20 protein-coding genes are annotated in these 17170 nt (G+C 66.9%); 12 read left to right on the top strand and 8 right to left on the bottom strand.

The annotated features are described in order from the left end of the window. Positions 1-53: 53 nt before the first annotated feature. The 3 genes from ACFQPG_RS03130 to ACFQPG_RS03120 form a co-directional block, all read right to left on the bottom strand. A complete protein-coding gene (locus ACFQPG_RS03130; protein ID WP_380810209.1) occupies positions 54-248 on the bottom strand; it encodes a Flp family type IVb pilin in 195 nt (64 codons plus the stop codon). Positions 249-302: 54 nt separating this feature from the next. Next, positions 303-497 carry a Flp family type IVb pilin gene (locus tag ACFQPG_RS03125; protein WP_380810208.1) on the bottom strand — a complete coding sequence of 65 codons (195 nt, stop codon included), beginning with the start codon at positions 495-497 and terminating at the stop codon, positions 303-305. 414 nt (positions 498-911) lie between these two features. Continuing rightward, the gene (locus ACFQPG_RS03120; RefSeq protein ID WP_380810206.1) at positions 912-1688 is read right to left on the bottom strand and encodes a DUF2569 domain-containing protein; all 777 of its coding nucleotides are present in this window, start codon (positions 1686-1688) and stop codon (positions 912-914) included. A 36-nt stretch (positions 1689-1724) separates the two neighbouring features. On the opposite strand from ACFQPG_RS03120, the gene ACFQPG_RS03115 reads away from it, so the two are divergent. The 6 genes from ACFQPG_RS03115 (at position 1725) to ACFQPG_RS03090 (ending at position 6658) form a co-directional block, all read left to right on the top strand. Then, positions 1725-2033, top strand: coding sequence for a hypothetical protein (locus tag ACFQPG_RS03115; RefSeq protein WP_380810205.1), 309 nt, complete (start codon positions 1725-1727; stop codon positions 2031-2033). Then, on the top strand, positions 2020-2541 hold the full coding sequence (locus tag ACFQPG_RS03110; RefSeq protein WP_380810203.1) for a hypothetical protein: 522 nt from the start codon (positions 2020-2022) through the stop codon (positions 2539-2541). Before ACFQPG_RS03115 ends, ACFQPG_RS03110 begins: the two co-directional genes overlap by 14 nt. A 225-nt stretch (positions 2542-2766) precedes the next feature. Beyond that, complete coding sequence (locus ACFQPG_RS03105) at positions 2767-3159, top strand: hypothetical protein (protein ID WP_380810202.1); 393 nt, start codon at positions 2767-2769, stop codon at positions 3157-3159. A 54-nt stretch (positions 3160-3213) separates the two neighbouring features. Then, positions 3214-4125, top strand: coding sequence for a sulfite exporter TauE/SafE family protein (locus ACFQPG_RS03100; RefSeq protein ID WP_380810200.1), 912 nt, complete (start codon positions 3214-3216; stop codon positions 4123-4125). Then, positions 4125-4889 (top strand): TIGR02186 family protein, encoded by a 765-nt coding sequence (locus ACFQPG_RS03095; protein ID WP_380810198.1) that lies wholly within the window; start codon positions 4125-4127, stop codon positions 4887-4889. The genes ACFQPG_RS03100 and ACFQPG_RS03095 overlap by 1 nt, the downstream gene beginning before the upstream one ends. Before the next feature lie 83 nt (positions 4890-4972). Beyond that, complete coding sequence (locus tag ACFQPG_RS03090; RefSeq protein ID WP_380810196.1) at positions 4973-6658, top strand: ATP-binding protein; 1686 nt, start codon at positions 4973-4975, stop codon at positions 6656-6658. Here ACFQPG_RS03090 and ACFQPG_RS03085 read toward each other — a convergent pair. From ACFQPG_RS03085 to ACFQPG_RS03075, 3 genes are all read right to left on the bottom strand, one after another. Continuing rightward, positions 6630-6974 carry a hypothetical protein gene (locus ACFQPG_RS03085; RefSeq protein WP_380810194.1) on the bottom strand — a complete coding sequence of 115 codons (345 nt, stop codon included), beginning with the start codon at positions 6972-6974 and terminating at the stop codon, positions 6630-6632. The genes ACFQPG_RS03090 and ACFQPG_RS03085 overlap by 29 nt on opposite strands. 78 nt (positions 6975-7052) lie before the next feature. Then, positions 7053-7736, bottom strand: a complete 684-nt coding sequence (locus ACFQPG_RS03080) for a hypothetical protein (protein ID WP_380810192.1) — start codon at positions 7734-7736, stop codon at positions 7053-7055. A gap of 39 nt (positions 7737-7775) precedes the next feature. Further along, positions 7776-9236 (bottom strand): M23 family metallopeptidase, encoded by a 1461-nt coding sequence (locus ACFQPG_RS03075; protein WP_380810191.1) that lies wholly within the window; start codon positions 9234-9236, stop codon positions 7776-7778. 108 nt (positions 9237-9344) lie between these two features. Here ACFQPG_RS03075 and ACFQPG_RS03070 point away from each other — a divergent pair, with 108 nt between their 5' ends. The 6 genes from ACFQPG_RS03070 to ACFQPG_RS03045 all read left to right on the top strand — a co-directional run bounded on the left by ACFQPG_RS03070 (position 9345) and on the right by ACFQPG_RS03045 (position 14376). Then, positions 9345-11885 (top strand): helicase-related protein, encoded by a 2541-nt coding sequence (locus ACFQPG_RS03070; protein WP_380810189.1) that lies wholly within the window; start codon positions 9345-9347, stop codon positions 11883-11885. 4 nt (positions 11886-11889) lie between these two features. Further along, positions 11890-12174, top strand: coding sequence for an RNA-binding S4 domain-containing protein (locus ACFQPG_RS03065; RefSeq protein WP_380810187.1), 285 nt, complete (start codon positions 11890-11892; stop codon positions 12172-12174). 33 nt (positions 12175-12207) lie between these two features. Next, a complete protein-coding gene (gene fdxA, locus ACFQPG_RS03060) occupies positions 12208-12546 on the top strand; it encodes a ferredoxin FdxA (RefSeq protein WP_380810185.1) in 339 nt (112 codons plus the stop codon). 141 nt (positions 12547-12687) lie between these two features. After that, a complete protein-coding gene (locus ACFQPG_RS03055) occupies positions 12688-13539 on the top strand; it encodes a MipA/OmpV family protein (protein WP_380810184.1) in 852 nt (283 codons plus the stop codon). A gap of 102 nt (positions 13540-13641) precedes the next feature. Then, positions 13642-13893, top strand: coding sequence for a hypothetical protein (locus tag ACFQPG_RS03050; RefSeq protein ID WP_380810182.1), 252 nt, complete (start codon positions 13642-13644; stop codon positions 13891-13893). 150 nt (positions 13894-14043) lie between these two features. After that, a complete protein-coding gene (locus tag ACFQPG_RS03045) occupies positions 14044-14376 on the top strand; it encodes a hypothetical protein (RefSeq protein WP_380810181.1) in 333 nt (110 codons plus the stop codon). Between the two features lie 15 nt (positions 14377-14391). On the opposite strand, the gene cysN is transcribed toward ACFQPG_RS03045, so the two are convergent. Then, complete coding sequence (gene cysN, locus ACFQPG_RS03040; RefSeq protein WP_380810180.1) at positions 14392-16224, bottom strand: sulfate adenylyltransferase subunit CysN; 1833 nt, start codon at positions 16222-16224, stop codon at positions 14392-14394. Beyond that, entirely contained in the window at positions 16224-17123 is a 900-nt protein-coding gene (gene cysD, locus ACFQPG_RS03035; protein WP_380810178.1) for a sulfate adenylyltransferase subunit CysD, read from the bottom strand. The genes cysN and cysD overlap by 1 nt, the downstream gene beginning before the upstream one ends. Between the last annotated feature and the right edge of the window lie 47 nt (positions 17124-17170).

Below are 17170 nucleotides of genomic sequence, written 5' to 3'. Positions count from 1 at the left end.
TTTCCCCGAAGTGGGCCGCTCCCCTCCGAAACGGAGAACGGCCCTCGGTCAACTTAGCAGCCGCTGCTATTCGGAGACTGCGAACAGGTCTCAATTTTATTGCCGGTATCCATCATGGACGTTTTGATCTTGCCACCGAGGAACAGCGCGGCGCTGGCCAAGCCGGCGCCGACAATGGCGAGGATCAGCGCGTATTCCGCGGCCGCCGCACCCGATTCGTCCTTCAGCATGGTGATGAAAGTGTTCATGGGAATTCCTCTCTCGAATGATGAGGCGCCGAGTAGGCGCCTCATCGAGCCAGATCAGCAGCCGCTGCTATTCGGAGACTGCGAGCAAGTTGCGATCTTGTTGCCCGTGTCCATCATAGAGGTTTTGATCTTGCCGCCCAGGAACAGCGCGGCGCTGGCCAGGCCGGCACCCACGATCGCGAGGATCAGCGCATATTCCGCTGCAGCCGCACCGGAATCGTCGTTTAGCATCTTGATGAAATTGGTCATGACGTAGTCCCTCTTGCCTCAGCAGGCGCCGCACGGGCGGCGCCTTCCCAAAAACGCGTCACGACCTTGTCGAAGAGGTGTCCCCCCGCATCACTCGATGCCAAAAAACGCAGGACATACAACACCATGTCCGCATCGCTGATACAGGCCCCCGGGCCGCTCGGCTGAAAGGAAGAGGCCGAGTCGGTAACATTTTGTCAAGCATCCTTGTTTAATTGATATTAATTACTCGACCCGCCTTGCGCACGTCCAAGCCCTTGTTTGCGAGGGAAGTTTGGAGATGACGGGTTTGGCTGGCGCTATCGTCGGGGGCTCCCGAATTGTGCCATTCACGGACAAAACGTGGCCTGTCCGACACGGCGGTTATTACGCCCAAGTAATTAATTCGGCACGACTCGGAGCGACTCGAAAGGTTTAGACCGCGACTCGCTGCCGGAAAGTGACGTTCACCCGCGCCGACAGCAGCAGGTACGGCAACCACAGAGCGACGCTGATCAGCACCTTCTTGATGTTGCCGTCGAGGAATTGCAGCAGCGCCCCTGCGACCTGAGAGGGCAGGCCCGAGCTCACCGCCGCCTGAGCGATCAGCAATTGCATCGCCAGGTCGACCAGCCACACCAGCACCAGCAGCCGCGGGAACAGCGGGAGCCCGCGCAGCGCGGCGGCGAACGCGATGACGTAGAGGCTGGAGACCAGCACCGCATCGATCGACATCGCCAAGTGCAATGTCGCCAGCCACTCGGGCGCGGCCGCTCCGATCGCCGGCATGGTCGCGAGATATTCCGCCGCCCGCACCGGCACGTTGAGCAGCATTCCGACCAGCAGCGAGACCATGATCCCGCTGGTGCCGAACAGCGGATGGCGCCGCGCTTCGTCGGCCGGGACCTCGCGCCACCGCCCGACCCGCGCCAGGCGCACGGACGGCTGCGCCATCGCCGCACCGTCGCGGAACCAGTGGAGCGCCAGCAGCAGGCTCGCCGCCGGCGCGACCACCAGCAGGACGTAGGGTAGGAAATCGATCCGCGACGCCGGGAACGGACTCACCGCGATCCGCGCGGCCGACGCCAGTGCCGCCGCCGCCATCCACAGCAGCACGATCCGCGGCAGCCCGTCCTCGATCCGGACTAGAAGCGCCGCCGACCGCGCATGAAGCGCCTGGCTGATGCCGTTCACGGTGGGATGGTTCAACATGGGCAAGCGTCAGCCTTTTCGATCCGCCACCCGCCCTTGTCCTCCTTCGCCCTTTCAAACCGGTTAACCGTCTCGCGGCCCGGCGGGTTCCGGCACGCCTGCCCCATCGGCCTGCATTTCCGATGGATCCTGTGGCTGCTCGGCTGGCGGCTGGCGATGCGCGCCGGCTTCACCTGGCGGACCTACGGCTGGCGCGAGGGGCTGTCCCCCATTCCGCGAACACTGACCTCCAACCTGACCGCCATTCTCGCCACGCGGCGGGCTCTTGCCGTCCACATCGCCGGCGGCCCGCGCCGCTGGGACAAGACGGCCCACACCTTTCCAACGGAGCTTGCGTCCCGATGAGTTCACCACTCTTGTCCTGGCCGCCGCCGTCCTGGTCTGGGTCGGGGTAAGAGCCGCGGGCGGTGCCCTGCTGCCGGCGCCGCTCGCCGCGATCCCGGTTCCCTCGCCGCAGACGCCGCTTCTCGACACCCAGGTGGCTCTGGATGGTGGCGCCACCGCTCAGCCTGCGCTCCAGCCAAGCCAGGTCTACCCTGTTCCGGCGGGCTATCCGGCCGGCTATCCGGCAGCCTACGGAGCGATGCCGGCGCTGCGACCGCACATGGTGCCGATCCCGGTCTATGACCCGGCCTACGCTCCCCCGCCGCAGGACCGGTTCGCACCGCGGGCAGCGCCGATGTCCTATGCTCCCGCGCTGGAGCCGGACTCCTACGGTGGGGACATGCCACGCCAGGCGCTGCTGGGCGACGACCTGCCGGCATTCCCCAAGCCGCGACCGGGCAAGGCGCTCCCGGCACTCCCAGCTTCACGCCGGCCGCGGTGCCGCCCCGCTTTGATCGGCTGTCGCTGACCAGCTGGGCGCTGGTCCGCCCGCCGCGGCCGACGCTCACCCCGCAAGACCCCTCATTGTCGCCCAGCGGAATGCTGGGCGGGAGCCAGGCCGGGGTTCGGCTCGCCCACCACTTCAAGCGCGCCCTCGGCCTGAACCTGCGCGTGTCCGGGCCCGCCGAGGGAGCCAAGGTCGCCGGCGAGGCCGCCTTGGGCCCTAAGCTGGCAGCCACTGCAGTCGGTGCCGGTGCGGTTGCGTGCCGAACGGCGCAAGGCAGTCGGCGAAGGCGCGGGACGGGACGCCTTCGCGCTGGTCGCGGAGGGCGGCCCCTACGATCGCGCGCTACCATGGGGCTTCCGGCTCGACGGCTACGCGCAGGCCGGAGTGGTCGGCACCCGCAACGGCGACCTGTTCGCCGACGCGGGCTTCACCCCCACCCGGCCGCTCCTGGCCCGCTTCGCGGTTGGGGCCGGGGCATGGGCCGGAATGCAGCCGGGCCTGTCGCGCTTCGACGTGGGGCCGCGCCTGTCCATGCAGCTCAAGCCCCGCGTGCGCGCCCACCTCGACTATCGCTTCCGCATGCTCGGCAACGCGCAGCCCGGCAGCGGTCCGGCCCTGACGATCGCCGGAGATTTCTGACGCGGGCCCGGTTGGCGGATGGCCGCGGGTGCGGCTAGACCCTTCCGCGAACGCATGGACATCTACCTTCCGATCGCCGGCCTGTCGGTCAACGCCCTGCTCATCGTCGCGCTCGGCGGGCTGGTTGGCGTGCTGTCGGGCATGTTCGGGGTCGGCGGCGGTTTCCTGACCACGCCGCTGCTGATCTTCTACGGCATTCCGCCGAGCGTCGCGGTAGCCTCGGCAACCACCCAGATCACCGGCGCCAGCGTGTCCGGTGTGTTCGCCCACATGCGCCGGGGCGGGGTCGACCTGCGGATGGGGCTTGTGATGATCGCCGGCGGCCTGGCGGGGTCCCTGGCCGGAGCCGGCATCTTCCGCCTGCTCCAGCGAAGCGGCCAGATCGATACGGTGATCGGCATCCTTTACGTCCTGCTGCTTGGCAGCATTGGCGCACTGATGCTCCGGGACGCGGCGCTGGCGCTCGGCTGGCTGAAGCCGGCCGAGGACAGTGAGCCGCGCCCGCGCCACAACCGCTGGGTCGCCTCGCTGCCGCTGCGCTGGCGCTTCTACAGTTCGGGCCTGTACATCTCGCCGCTGGCGCCGATGGCGCTCGGCTTCATTGCCGGTATCCTGACCGTGCTGCTGGGCGTCGGCGGCGGGTTCATCCTGGTGCCGGCGATGATCTACCTGCTCGGCATGGCGGCGCGGGTGGTCGTCGGGACCAGCCTAGTCATGATCCTCGCGGTCAGCGCCGTCACCACCCTGATCCACGCCCTCACCACCCAGTCCGTCGACATCGTGCTGGCCGGCCTGCTGCTGCTCGGCGGGGTCGTGGGCGCGCAATATGGCGCCCGCCTGACCACCCGGATGAAGCCGGACCTGCTTCGCCTGGTGCTGGCGATGATCATTCTGCTGGTGGCGCTGCGGATGGGGCTTGGCCTTACCTATCGCCCCGGCGAAATCTATTCGATCGAGTATCTGTGATGCGGGCGGCCAAGCTCCTCCTGCTGCCGCCGGTGGCCGCGCTGCTGATGGGACAGGCGAGCCCGCGGCTGGTGCCCGACATCTCCGCCCGCGCGGTGCAGATCCGCTACAGCTTTGCCGGAGCGCAACTGCTGCTGTTCGGCGCCATCCTCTATCCCGGCGGGCGAGTGCCCACCAACCCCGCGGACGTGGTGGTGGTCCTCAAAGGTCCGGTGCAGCCGATCGTCGTGCGCGAGAAGCAGAAGATCGCCGGTATCTGGCTCAATGCGGATTCCAACCGCTTCCGCTCGGCGCCCGGTTTCTACGCCGTCGCCTCGTCGCGCCCGATCGCCGATCTGGTGGATGAGCGCACCGCGGCCATCTACGAGCTTGGCCTCCAGAACCTGCAACTCTCGCCCGGTGGCGGAGCCTTGCCGGACAAGGAGCGGCGGTTCGAATCCGGCCTGCTGGAACTGATGCAGCGCAACCAGCTCTACGCCGAGCATCCCAGCGGGGTCGAGATCAGCGAAGGCGTGCTGTATCGCGCGCGCATCTTCATTCCCAGCCGGGTGCCGGTCGGAACGTACACAGCGGAAACCTTCCTGATCAACAAGGGCAAGGTAATCGCCGCCGCTACCAAGGAAATCGAGGTCGGCAAGTCGGGGTTCGAGCGCTTCGTCGCCCTTGCCGCGCGGCGCTACAGCCTGGCTTACGGCCTCGCCGCAGTGCTTCTCTCCCTGCTCCTCGGCTGGCTGGCCGCGATGGCTTTCCGCCGCCGCCTCTGAGCCGCAGGAAGCGAAATCTTAACTACGCCGCCGTTAACTCCGCCTCGATTTCGCAAGTTTCGAGAGTGGGGATTTCCGACGCCATGACTGACCAGCCCAGCCTCAAGCAGTTCCTCGACGAGCTGAGCAACTACGCCGACGATGGAGCGACGGGAGGCCAGGTCGCATCCACCCGCGAGGCCTTGCCGCCGATCGGACAGGTGATGGAGATCGCCGGTTCGGGGTCGCAGATCGTGCTGGATGCCGAGCGGCTCCACGCGCAGCAGTGCCACTCCGATCCCTCCGTGATGATGTCCGGACAGGTTGGCAGCCAGGTCAAGATGGAGGTCGGCTCCAGCTGGCTGATCGCCAACGTCCGCACTATGAAGCGCGGCGACGACGGCACCATTCACGCCGCGATCGACTTCCTGGGTGAGGGCAGCCGTGACTCCACCGGCGGAATGAGCAACTTCCGCCGCGGCGTGACACGATACCCCATTCCCGGCAGCACGGTTCACCCGGTCACCACCGAGGACCTCCGCTCCGTCTTCGCGGCGAGCGGGGCGGCGCACGTCGAGATCGGCACCGTGTATCCGACCGACGACATCCGCGGCGCGCTGTACGTGGACCCGATGCTGAGCAAGCATTTCGCGATCCTGGGATCGACCGGCACCGGCAAGTCGACCAGCGTCGCCCTGATCCTGCACCGCATCTCGCAGCTCAGCCCGGAGGGTCACATCGTCATGATCGACCCGCACGGCGAATATAGCGCCGCGTTCAAGGGTTGCGGCGAATTGTTCAACGTCGACAACCTCCAGCTTCCGTACTGGCTGCTCAACTTCGAAGAGCATTGCGAGGTGCTGCTGACCACCGATGGCGCCGAGCGGCAGCGCGACGCCGACATCCTCGCCAAATGCCTGCTCGCCGCGCGGATGAAGACGAAGGCGGCGGAGACGGCCGGCAAGGTCACGGTGGACTCGCCGATCCCCTATCTCCTGACCGATCTCAACGCGATTCTGGTCAACGAAATGGGCAAGCTCGACCGCGCCGGCGACACCACGCCGTTTCAGCGGATCAAGAACAAGCTCGACGAGCTCAAGGCCGACCCGCGCTTCTCCTTCATGTTCTCCGGCATGCTGGTCGGCGACACGATGGCGCCATTCCTCGCCAAGCTGTTCCGCCTGCCCGCCAACGGCAAGCCGATCTCGATCGTCGACGTGTCGGGAGTTCCGTCGGAGATCACCTCGGTGGTAGTTTCGGTGCTGGCCCGGATGGTGTTTGATTATGGCATCTGGTCCCGGACGGAGGCGCAGCGCCCGCTGCTGCTGGTCTGCGAAGAGGCGCACCGCTACGTTCCCAAGGACGAGAACAGCGGCGGTCAGGCGGTGCGCAAGATCCTGGAGCGGATCGCCAAGGAAGGCCGTAAGTATGGCGTCAGCCTCGGCCTGATCACGCAGCGTCCGTCGGACTTGGCCGAAGGCGTGCTGTCGCAGTGCGGCACCATCATCTCCATGCGCCTCAACAACGACCGCGACCAGGCCTGCGTCCGCGCAGCAATGCCCGAAGGCGCGCGCGGCTTCCTCGACGCCATCCCGGCACTGCGAAACCGCGAGTGCATCGTCTGCGGGGAAGGCGTCGCCATCCCGATCCGCGTCCGCTTCGACGACCTCGAGCCGGAAAAGCGCCCGGCCTCCAGCGATCCCAGCTTCGCCGAACTGTGGCGCGAGACCGGCGGCGAAGCGGAGATCATCCAGCGCACGATCAAGCGCTGGCGCGGGCATGGACGCTGATCAGCCATTGCGAGGAGCGGAGCGACGAAGCAATCCAGTGTTCTTGTGAACTGGATTGCTTCGCCATGCTCGCAATGACGTAGATCGGTTTTGCACCGGAGCCGACTGGCTGCGAATGTTCACAATCTTCACGGTAACGCGCCCGGAAAACCGCCATGGTTAGACGAACGCCAGCCCCTTTGGGCGGTTCTGCCGTGAGCCGTTCCACGTTATTGAGAAAGATCTGACGGCAGGCCGCGAGAGCGACCGCAGCAGGCGAAACCCTATTATGCAAGCACGGCGTGACGAACTCGCCGCCACGTCGTGCCATTTTCATGCTTCAGATGACTCAGTCCTCAGCAGGACTCTACTTTGTTGGAAATTCAAACGCGAGCGGAAGTGCTAGCTATCGACATCAAAGATCGATGCTAGTCGCATTAGCTGCGTATCGCATCTCCCAGCTGGCGGCCAGAAGACCACCACCGCCCAACGGACCATTGGTGTACCGCTTAAACTGCAGCGTTACACCATCACGGGACCACACGTAGTTCTTTCCCTCCCGAGCAAATAGGGAACCCTTAACTTTGTCCTTCTCCAGCGGCTCTCCGTATTTGCCAGACAGAGCCGTAATGATCTTCAGAGAGCACCGGCCCGCGATGGCTCCCTCTCCCCGCATGACAATCTCTTTGACGGCCCCCGCCTCATGCATGACGTTAACCTTTGCGTCGCAACCTTCGATGATCGGCACATTGCTGAGCACGGTCCGGTCGTTCTTGTAGGTCACGTTTAACCCTTGCGGGTAAAGAGCATGAAGCCGATCGATCGGCATGCCGCTCGTGATGTTGCGCCACAGGAGCGGTCCCGTCGACGACGTCGCTGACGGGATCTCAACTGCCGTTTGCCCCGACAGGCTTTGCACGGGAACAGTTGCAGTTGTGGTCACGTTGGCAGTCTGACCTGCGGCGATTTGGGCTGCCGCGCTGGTAGACGCAAGCGCCAGTGCGCAGGCGAGTAAACGAATAGACATGAACATTCCCCCTAAAAAGCAAAGCATACCCCGAGCCGCAGCTCGGGTGAGCAGCTTGTTGGTGGGTGTCAACTAACAAAAGGATAATCAAGGTCAGCGCGACCTTAAGCGTTACGTCCCGCCCACACTCAACAACGCCCGCAAACGCGCCTTCACTGCCGCCACCTGCCGCTGATCCACCATCGGCGCTGCGGGTGCAAAGCGTACTCCCATCGGGTTCACCGCCACGCCGCCCCGATACACTTCGTAATGCAGGTGGGGCCCGGTCGATAATCCGCTCGATCCGACGTAGCCGATCAGCTGGCCGGCGCGCACCAATGTGCCGGGCTCGGCGACAATGCGGCTCATGTGGCTGTAGCTGGTGAGCAGCCCGCCCGCATGGGCGACGCGGACCTGGCGGCCATAGCCGCCAGCCCAGCCGGCGCGGGCGACCTGGCCGTCGGCGGCGGCGACGATCGGGGTGCCCCAGCGGGCGCCGAAGTCGATCCCGCGGTGCATGCGGGCAAAGCGCAGGATCGGGTGGACGCGCAGGCCGAAGCCCGAGGTGATCCGCGCCTGCACCGGCCACATCAGGCCCGCCGTTGCGCGCGCCGCCACTCCCCGGCTCCCTTCGATGGTCGCCGCGTCGATCCACTGGAACGACTTGCCGGCCGGCCAGCGCAGCAGCTGGACGGTGCCGCCGATGCTGCGTTCCAGCCCGGCGTAGAGCAAGGGTCCAGCCATGCTCTCGCCCGTGTCGGAGCGGCGGTTAGCGACCACCAGGTCGAAGCGGTCCTGCGGCATCACCTCGCTGCCGACCTCGACCTGGGTGGCAAGCGCGCGGAGATATTCGCTCGCAGCCTGCGGAGATGCGCCGGCCGAGCGAAGTGACCAGTAAAGCCCGTCGCCGACCCGCCCGCGGATGCGCAGGGGGGTCGTGTTCACCTTGACCGGGAACGAGGTCAGCGCGAGGCCGCTCGCGGTCCGACGGACCACCAGGTTGAGGCCAAGGTTCGCCCGGAGCGAGACGCGCTCGATGCTCCGTGCGCTGCCGACCTTTTCACCAAGAAGGATCGAAACGCTGGTGCCGGGTGCCAGGCCAGTCGGAGCCGCACCGCGAACCAGCGCCTGCGCGTGCGCCGCATCGGCAGGCGCCGCCCCGTTGCGAAGCAGCAGTCGCCCGAGGCTGTCGCCCTCCTGAAGGGTGGCGAAGAGCTGGACCGTGGTTCGTTCGGGGGCGCTGGCAAGCGGCTGGACGGCGGCGGTCTCCGCCATTGCCATGCCGGTGGCGGAGCGCGCGCTGATCGGCGCGATGCCCACGGCGGCGAGCTGTTCGGCTTCGGCTTTCCCGAGCGGTTCCGGCCGCCCGCCGGCGAGCGGCTCGAACCCCGGCGCGAGCATGGCGAGGGCGGAGCTCATCAACAGCAGCGTGGCCGCGCCCCGCCACCACCGGCGGCTGAACAGGTCGGTGCCGAGGTCGACGACCAGCTCGAAGGGCGCATGCTCGCACCGCCGGGCGCGAAGCCCGAACGCCGGCGCGCTAAGCGCCGTCGCCCCGTGGCCGAAACTTGCAATGCCGCCCGCATGATACATGCGAAGCGGTGTGGCTCAACAAGGTTAACGGCTCGCTAAGCGGCCCGCCCACCGCACTCGCCGCAGACTTCGCTTGCACATTCCCCCGCAATGTCCACATCTTGGTGCATGGCCACCTCCACTCGCTCGCGGCCTGGCGATGCACCCGTGCGGGCGATCCTGGGCCCGACCAATACCGGCAAGACGCACCTGGCGATCGAGCGGATGTGCGCCCATTCCAGCGGCATCATCGGCTTCCCGCTGCGGCTGCTGGCGCGCGAGGTCTATGACCGCGTCGTCGCGATGAAGGGCGAGGCCAGCGTCGCGCTGCTGACCGGGGAGGAGCGGATCGTCCCGCCGGCCGCACGCTACTGGCTGTGCACGGTCGAATCGATGCCTGTCCCGAGCATAGTCGAGGGGCCCGGGGACAGAGACTTCGCCTTTTGCGCCGTCGACGAAGCGCAGCTCGGCACCGATCCGGAGCGCGGCCACGTCTTCACCGACCGGATGCTCCGCGCCCGTGGCCGTGAGGAGACCCTGATCCTCGGTTCCGACACGCTGAGGCCGATGGTTCGCGCCCTCATCCCCGATGTCGAGGTGGTCAGCCGCCCGCGCTTCTCCACCCTGACCTTCGCCGGGTCGGCCAAGCTGTCGCGCCTCCCGCCGCGCTCGGCCATCGTCGCCTTCTCCGCTGAGCAGGTCTATGCGCTCGCGGAGATGCTCCGCCGCTTCAAGGGCGGCGCGGCGGTCGTCATGGGCGCGCTTTCGCCAGCCACCCGCAACGCCCAGGTGGCGATGTTCCAGCGCGGCGAAGTGGATTATCTCGTCGCCACCGACGCGGTCGGAATGGGCCTCAACATGGACGTCAGCCATGTCGCCTTCGCCGGCCTCGAGAAGTTCGACGGCCGCCGCAACCGCCGCCTGACAATCCCGGAAATGGCCCAAATCGCGGGCCGCGCCGGGCGCCACCAGCGCGATGGCACGTTCGGAACGCTCGGCCTCGGCGGCGAGAACGGCCCGGCCTTCAGCGACGACGAGGTGTTCGCCATCGAGGAGCATCGCTTCCGCCCGCTCGACCATCTCTACTGGCGCAGCTCCGCGCTCGACTTCACCGACGTGCGCGGGCTGATCGCCAGCCTGGAGGCGAAGAGCGACGATCCGATCCTCCGGCCTGCACCACTATCGATCGACCTGGCGGTGCTGAAACTGCTGGCGGAAGACCCCGCGGTCGCAGCACGGCGTGGACCACAGGCGCGCAAGCTGTGGGCCGCTTGCGGTCTGCCCGACTTCCGCAAGGTCGGGCCGATGCACCACGCCCGCATGGTCCGCCGGGTGTTCGGCTACATCTGCGAAGGCGGGCACATCGCCCACGACTGGTTCGCGGCGGAAGTCGCCCGGCTCGACAATGTCCAGGGCGACATCGAAGCGCTCGCCGACCGGCTCGCCGGGGTGCGCAGCTGGGCCTATATCGCGCATCGTTCCGACTGGCTGGCTGAGCCCGCCAAATGGGCCGAGCGTACGCGGCTGGTCGAATCCCGCCTCAGCGACGCTCTCCACGAGCGGCTGACCCAACGCTTCGTCGACCGGCGCACCGCCGTGCTGGTCCGCGACATCGGCGCACGGGGGGCGGACGCGTTGCCCGTGACGGTCTCCGCCGATGGCGAGGTCAGCGTCGGCCCGGAGCCGATCGGGCATCTCGCCGGCTTCGACTTCAAGGTCGATCCGGCCGCGCGGCTCGCCGACAAGCGCCTGCTGCTGGCCGCCGCCGAGCGCCGCCTGGGCGAGGAACTCGACCGCCGCGCCAAGGACCTCACCACCGCCGACGACAGCCATTTCGCGCTGCTCGCCGGGCCGGGGAGCGATGTCGCGATCAGCTGGGATGGACACAAGCTGGCGACGCTCACCCCCGGCAAGTCGCTGCTCGAGCCCAACCTTCGCCTGTCCCGCGCGCTCCATCGGCTGTCCGCTCCGCGCCGCGAGGCACTAAAGGCCCGCCTTCACGAGTGGATCGCGACGGCGACCGGGCGCCACCTCGCCGACCTCCAGCGTCTGGCGCAGGCCTCGACCGACAAGGAGAATGTCCCGGCGGTGCGCGCTTTAACGGCGATGCTCGCCGCGGCCGGCGGCACTCTGCCGCGTAAGGCGCTGGCCGCACCGATCGCGCAGCTCGATAAGCCGGCGCGGGCGGCGCTGTACCGGGCACGGGTGCGGCTTGGCGCGCTCGACGCGTTTGTGCCCTCGTTGCTGAAGCCGGAAGCGCAGCGCTGGCGGGCGGCGCTGCTGGCGGTGCGCGATGGCCAGCCGATGCCGGCGCTGCCACCGCCCGGAGCATCCACCCTGGGGCCGGATGCCGATCCGTGCGGCGCGGCGCTCGCTTACCGCCGGCTGGGGCAAAGCTGGCTGCGGGTTGACCTCGCCGACCGGCTCGCCACCCACGCCCACCAGGTCCGCGCGGCCGGCTCGGCTGAGGCCTCAGACCCGATCGACCGTGAGCTGGTCACCTCGCTCGGCCTTTCGTCCGAGGCGCTGGAGCGGCTGATGGCGGAGGTCGGCTTCCGCAGCGTAGGCGAGGAATGGAAGTGGCGCGGCAACCGCCCGGCCCGCACGGATCGCCCGCAGCCGCCGCGGCGCGGGAACGCCTTCGCCGCGCTGGCGGGACTCAAGGGCTGAGGCCTTGCGGATCGACAAATTCCTGTTCTGCATCCGCCTGATCAAGAGCCGCACCCAGGCGCAGGCGCTGATCGAGGAAGGCCGCACGCGGCTCGACGGGCGTCGCGTTCAAAAGGTCAGCGAGACGGTGAAGGTCGGCAGCACGCTTGCCTTGCCCTTGCGGGGCGAGGTGCGGGTCCTGCGCGTGCTCGCCCTGCCGGTTCGTCGTGGCCCGGCGCCGGAGGCGCAGGCCTGCTATGAGGAGATCGCGGAGGGCGGGGGCGTTGACGCACTCGCTCCGGAAGCATAGCGCTGCCGTCAACTAGGGAGCTCGAATACCGCCATGACCTATGTCGTCACCGACGCCTGCATCCGCTGCAAATATATGGACTGCGTCGAGGTCTGCCCGGTCGATTGTTTCTATGAGGGCGAGAACATGCTCGTCATCAATCCCAACGAATGCATCGACTGCGGCGTGTGCGAACCCGAGTGCCCGGCCGAGGCGATCCTTCCCGACACCGAAAGCGGCAACGAGAAGTGGCTGGAACTGAACGCCACCTTCTCGGCGCAATGGCCCAACATCACCCGCAAGCGCGAAAGCCCGGCCGACGCCGACGAGCACAAGGGCGAAGAGGGCAAGTACGACAAATATTTCAGCGCGGAACCCGGCGAAGGCGACTGAGCGGCCTTCCGTCATCCTGCGTGGCCACGCACTGGCGGAGCGCTTCGATCCGGAGCCTGTGCCCCTTGCTCAGTATGAGCGGACTTACAGGAACTTAGCGGCCCGCAGCGTCGTTACGGCTCCAGAAGAACAGGGGCCATCATGACTCGCATCCTCACCGCCGCCTTCCTTGCGGCTGTTGCCATCGCCACGCCGGCCCTCGCGCAAAGCCCCACCCCCGACCAGCCGCCGCTGCTTCCCGACGTGCAGGCTCCAACCGAATATCTCAGCATCGGCCTCGGCGCCGGGATCACCGCCGATTACGAGGGTTCGGACGAGTATCGCATCATCCCCGGCGCGATCCTCCGTGCGAAAACCAACGGGATCAGCATTTCGTCGCGGGGAACCTACCTCTACGCCGACGTGATCGACACCGGCCGCAAGGTCGACTTCGACGCTGGCCCAATCATCGGCGTCCGGCTCAACCGCACCGGCAAGATCAAGGACGATCTCGTCGACCGCCTCGACGACCGGAAGGTGGCGTTCGAGGTCGGCGGCTTCGGCGGCGTGTCGATCAAGGCCATCACCAACCCATACGACTCGCTAAGCTTTCGGATGGATGCGGTGAAGGACGTCGGCAACGCCCACGAAAGCTGGGTCTTCACTCCGTCGGTGGACTTCGGCACGCCCTTGTCGCTGCAGACCTTTGTCGGCGCGTCGGTTTCGGCCGACTTCACCAGCGACAAATATGCTCGCTACTACTTCGGCATCGACGCGGACGACGCATTGGCGAGCGGCCTCCCGCTCTACACGCCCGAGGGCGGCATGAAGAGTTGGCAGCTCAGCCTGCTCGCCTCGCAGTCGCTGTCCGGCGATTTGCGCAAGGGCTGGGCACTGTTCGGAACTGGCAGCTTCAAGCGCCTGGTCGGTGACTTCAAGGGTTCGCCGATCGTCGCGGATCGCGGCAGCGCGACCAATTGGTTCGGCGCGGTCGGGGTCGGCTACAGCTGGTAAGTGCTGACGTATACTGCCGAAACGAGTATAAACGACGCTGGCCACCAGCCGTCCCTGCCGGTGCCGAGTCGCTTTCCGATTTCAGCTTCAGCGGGTGGCGAGATGCGATCGCAGGCCTTTAGCAACCGGTGCAAGGTTTACGCGGGAATAGAACGTTTTCGGGCGGCCCAGGCGGAGACGCCCGATCTCGCAAGGATCCACCTCTCCCTGGCGCGCAACTATGAAATGCTGGCCCGCAGGGGCGAGCCGGTGGTCCAGCCGCCGCAACCGGGTGAACAAGGGCGGCCGGACCCGCGCGGCCAATCCGACCGCATTACCATTCCCCCGGCGCAGGTCGTCGACATCCAGTCCTGAAGGAGTGCTTCGCGCGGCTCGGCCCCCCGTGCCGCCTGCCCAGGAACACGTCCATCAGCCGAAAGCGCAATAGCGCGAGCCATGGGTTTGGTGCCGGCGGCGCGCAGGTATAGTCTGGACCGCTGATCCACCCGCACGAAGGAAGCCCGCATGAGGCGTATGCTGACCTTGTTGTTCCTGCCGGCCGCAGCCCTCACGCTCGGCGGTTGCGTCGCCGGCCTGGCCGCAAGCGCAATCGGCGCCGCAGCCCGCAGCGCACGCGGGACACCCGCCAGCAATGCCCATCTTCAGCCGGAAGCCCGCGACGCCTGCAGCGCACGCGCGGCTCAGCATGGCGCGGTGAGGATCATCGACGTACAGCAATATAGCCCAAGCAAGATCATCGTGTGGGGAACGGTCGAGGACGAGCGGCAGCGTCAGTCGTTCCAATGCTCGTTCACCACCGCAATCGCCGGCTTCAAGCTCCAGCCGCTTTCGCGCTGATGGCCGATTGCGAGGTCAGTGGCGCTGAAGCACCATCTCGACGATGCGCTCCGCCGCTTCCTCTGCCTTCATCGTCATCGTGTCGATCCGCAGTTCGGGCGCTTGCGGAGCCTCATATGCGCTGTCGACGCCGGTGAAGTTCTTGAGCTCCCCGGCGCGGGCCTTGGCATAGAGGCCCTTCACGTCGCGGCGCTCGGCTTCGGCCAGCGGGGCGTCGACGAACACCTCGATGAACTCGCCTTCCGGCAGCATCTGGCGAACCAGCTCCCGCTCGGCCCGGAATGGGGAGATGAAGGCAGTGATCACGATCAGCCCGGCATCGGTCATCAATTTCGCCACCTCGCCGACCCGGCGGATGTTTTCGATGCGGTCGGCGTCGGTGAAGCCGAGGTCGCGGCTGAGCCCGTGGCGGATGTTGTCGCCGTCAAGCAGGAAGCTGTGCCGCCCGAGCGCATGCAGGCGCTTCTCGACCAGGTTGGCGATGGTCGACTTGCCCGCGCCGCTGAGACCGGTCAGCCAGATCACCGCCGGCTTCTGGTGCTTCTGCCGGGCACGCGCCTCGCGGCTGATCTCGAGCGCCTGCCAATGGATGTTCTGCGACCTGCGGAGCGCAAAATGGATCATCCCGCAAGCGACGGTCGCGTGGGTCAGCTTGTCGATCAGGATGAACCCACCGAGTGTTCGGCTGTCGGCGTAAGGCTCGAACACCAACGGCGCGTCGGTCGCGAACTCCACGACGCCGATGCCGTTCAGCTCCAGGGTCTTGGCCGCCAGCTGCTCCTGCGAGTTGACGTTGATCTCATATTTCGGCGGGTGCACGGTCGCGGTGACGGTCTGCGTGCCGAGCTTCAGCCAATAGCCCCGTCCCGGCAGCAGCGGCTCCTCGCCCATCCATACCAGGTCGGCCTGAAACTGGTCGGCCGCTTCCGGGGGCGCGGTGGCTGCGGCGATGACCGAGCCGCGCGAACAGTCAACTTCGTCGGCAAGCGTTAGCGTCACCGAGCGGCCAGCCGCCGCCTCGTCGAGATCGCCGTCATGGGTAACGATCCGGCTGACACGCGTAGTCTTCCCCGAGGGCAGCACCCGCACCGTCTCGCCCGGCCGCACTTGTCCCCCGGCGATCAGCCCCGAGAAGCCGCGGAAGCTCTGGTTGGGCCGATTGACCCACTGCACCGGTAGGCGAAAGGGCGCCCGCGACTCCGCTTGGTCGTCGACCGGCACTCTCTCCAGATGCTCGAGCAGGCTTGGCCCGTCGAACCACGGCATGATGGCCGAGCGCTCCATCACATTGTCGCCCTTGAGGCCCGACAGCGGGATGGCGGTGACGTCCTCCACGCCCGCGTCCCGCGCAAACACGGCGTAATCAGCGACGATGCTGTCGAAGGCGACCTGGTCATAGTCGACCAGGTCCATCTTGTTCACCGCCAGCACGAAGTGACGGATGCCGATCAGCTTCGCGAGGAAGCTGTGCCGCCGCGTCTGGGTCAGCACCCCTTTGCGCGCATCCACCAGGATCACCGCCGCGTCGGCCGTAGAAGCGCCGGTCACCATGTTGCGGGTATATTGCTCGTGTCCCGGCGTGTCGGCGACGATGAACTTGCGCGCCGCCGAGGCGAAGAAGCGATAGGCGACATCGATCGTGATGCCCTGCTCGCGTTCGGCCGAAAGTCCGTCGACCAGCAGCGCGAAGTCGATGTCCTCGCCTTGCGTGCCGACCCGTCGGCTGTCCGCCTCCAACACCGCGAGCTGGTCATCGAAGATCAGCTTGCTGTCGTACAGCAGCCGCCCGATCAGCGTCGACTTGCCGTCGTCGACGCTGCCACAGGTGATGAAGCGCAGGAGGTCCATCAGAAATAACCCTCCTGCTTCTTGCGCTCCATGCTGGCGCCCTGGTCGCGATCGATGACCCGGCCCTCCCGCTCGGACGTGCGCGCGGCCGCCATTTCGCGGATCACCTCGTCCAGCGTCGCAGCGTGGCTCTCGGTTGCCCCGGTCAGCGGGTAGCAGCCCATGGTGCGGAAGCGGATCACCCGTTCGACCACTTCCTCGCCGTCCCGCAACTCCAGCCGCTCGTCGTCAACCATCAGCAGCGTTCCATCGCGAACCACCGTGGGCCTTGGCGCCGCAAGGTAGAGCGGGACGATCGGGATGTTTTCGCGTTGGATGTATTGCCAGATGTCGAGCTCGGTCCAATTGGACAGCGGGAACACGCGCACGCTCTCACCCCGGTTCAGCTTGGTGTTGAACAGGTTCCACAGCTCCGGGCGCTGATTCTTCGGGTCCCAGCGGTGCTGCGCCGTGCGAAAGGAGAAGATGCGCTCCTTGGCGCGCGCTTTTTCCTCGTCGCGCCGCCCGCCGCCGAACGCCGCGTCATAGCCGCCCGCGCTCAGCGCCGCGGTCAGCGCCTCGGTCAGCATCAGCCGGGTGTAGGTCGGCGTGGGCGTGTCGAACGGGTTCACCCCTGCCGCTGCTGCCTCGCCATTGTGCCAGACGATCAGCTCCAGCCCCAGGTCGCGCGCCATCCGGTCGCGGTGTTCCAGCATCGCCCCGAAGTCCCAGCCGGTGGCGATGTGCAGAAAGGGAAAGGGCGGCCGCGACGGGTGGAACGCCTTCAGCGCCAGGTGCAGCATGACGCTGCTGTCCTTGCCGATCGAATACAGGAAAACCGGCTTCTCGCACTCGGCCGCCACCTCCCGCATGATGTGGATGCTTTCGGCTTCCAGGCGGTCGAGGTGGCTATGGCTCATGGGCACGGATTGTGGCCTGCCCGCCGCGGGAAGGGAAGAGTCTAGCC

It is taken from the genome of Sphingomonas sp. GCM10030256 (genome assembly GCF_042666415.1).
GTDB lineage: Bacteria > Pseudomonadota > Alphaproteobacteria > Sphingomonadales > Sphingomonadaceae > Sphingomicrobium.
The sequence above is the reverse complement of the archived record's forward strand: the minus strand, read 5'-3'. Positions and strand labels throughout refer to the sequence as shown.

Bases quoted from the DNA above. Each gene is read 5' to 3' on its own strand.
- ACFQPG_RS03045 (WP_380810181.1), top strand. From the start codon at position 14,044: ATGAGGCGTATGCTGACCTTGTTGTTCCTGCCGGCCGCAGCCCTCACG.
- ACFQPG_RS03075 (WP_380810191.1), bottom strand. From the start codon at position 9,236: ATGTATCATGCGGGCGGCATTGCAAGTTTCGGCCACGGGGCGACGGCG.
- ACFQPG_RS03100 (WP_380810200.1), top strand. From the start codon at position 3,214: ATGGACATCTACCTTCCGATCGCCGGCCTGTCGGTCAACGCCCTGCTC.
- ACFQPG_RS03095 (WP_380810198.1), top strand. From the start codon at position 4,125: ATGCGGGCGGCCAAGCTCCTCCTGCTGCCGCCGGTGGCCGCGCTGCTG.
- ACFQPG_RS03085 (WP_380810194.1), bottom strand. From the start codon at position 6,974: ATGAAAATGGCACGACGTGGCGGCGAGTTCGTCACGCCGTGCTTGCAT.
- cysN (WP_380810180.1), bottom strand. From the start codon at position 16,224: ATGGACCTCCTGCGCTTCATCACCTGTGGCAGCGTCGACGACGGCAAG.
- ACFQPG_RS03050 (WP_380810182.1), top strand. From the start codon at position 13,642: ATGCGATCGCAGGCCTTTAGCAACCGGTGCAAGGTTTACGCGGGAATA.
- ACFQPG_RS03120 (WP_380810206.1), bottom strand. From the start codon at position 1,688: ATGTTGAACCATCCCACCGTGAACGGCATCAGCCAGGCGCTTCATGCG.
- ACFQPG_RS03055 (WP_380810184.1), top strand. From the start codon at position 12,688: ATGACTCGCATCCTCACCGCCGCCTTCCTTGCGGCTGTTGCCATCGCC.
- ACFQPG_RS03090 (WP_380810196.1), top strand. From the start codon at position 4,973: ATGACTGACCAGCCCAGCCTCAAGCAGTTCCTCGACGAGCTGAGCAAC.
- ACFQPG_RS03125 (WP_380810208.1), bottom strand. From the start codon at position 497: ATGACCAATTTCATCAAGATGCTAAACGACGATTCCGGTGCGGCTGCA.
- ACFQPG_RS03070 (WP_380810189.1), top strand. From the start codon at position 9,345: ATGGCCACCTCCACTCGCTCGCGGCCTGGCGATGCACCCGTGCGGGCG.
- fdxA (WP_380810185.1), top strand. From the start codon at position 12,208: ATGACCTATGTCGTCACCGACGCCTGCATCCGCTGCAAATATATGGAC.
- cysD (WP_380810178.1), bottom strand. From the start codon at position 17,123: ATGAGCCATAGCCACCTCGACCGCCTGGAAGCCGAAAGCATCCACATC.
- ACFQPG_RS03130 (WP_380810209.1), bottom strand. From the start codon at position 248: ATGAACACTTTCATCACCATGCTGAAGGACGAATCGGGTGCGGCGGCC.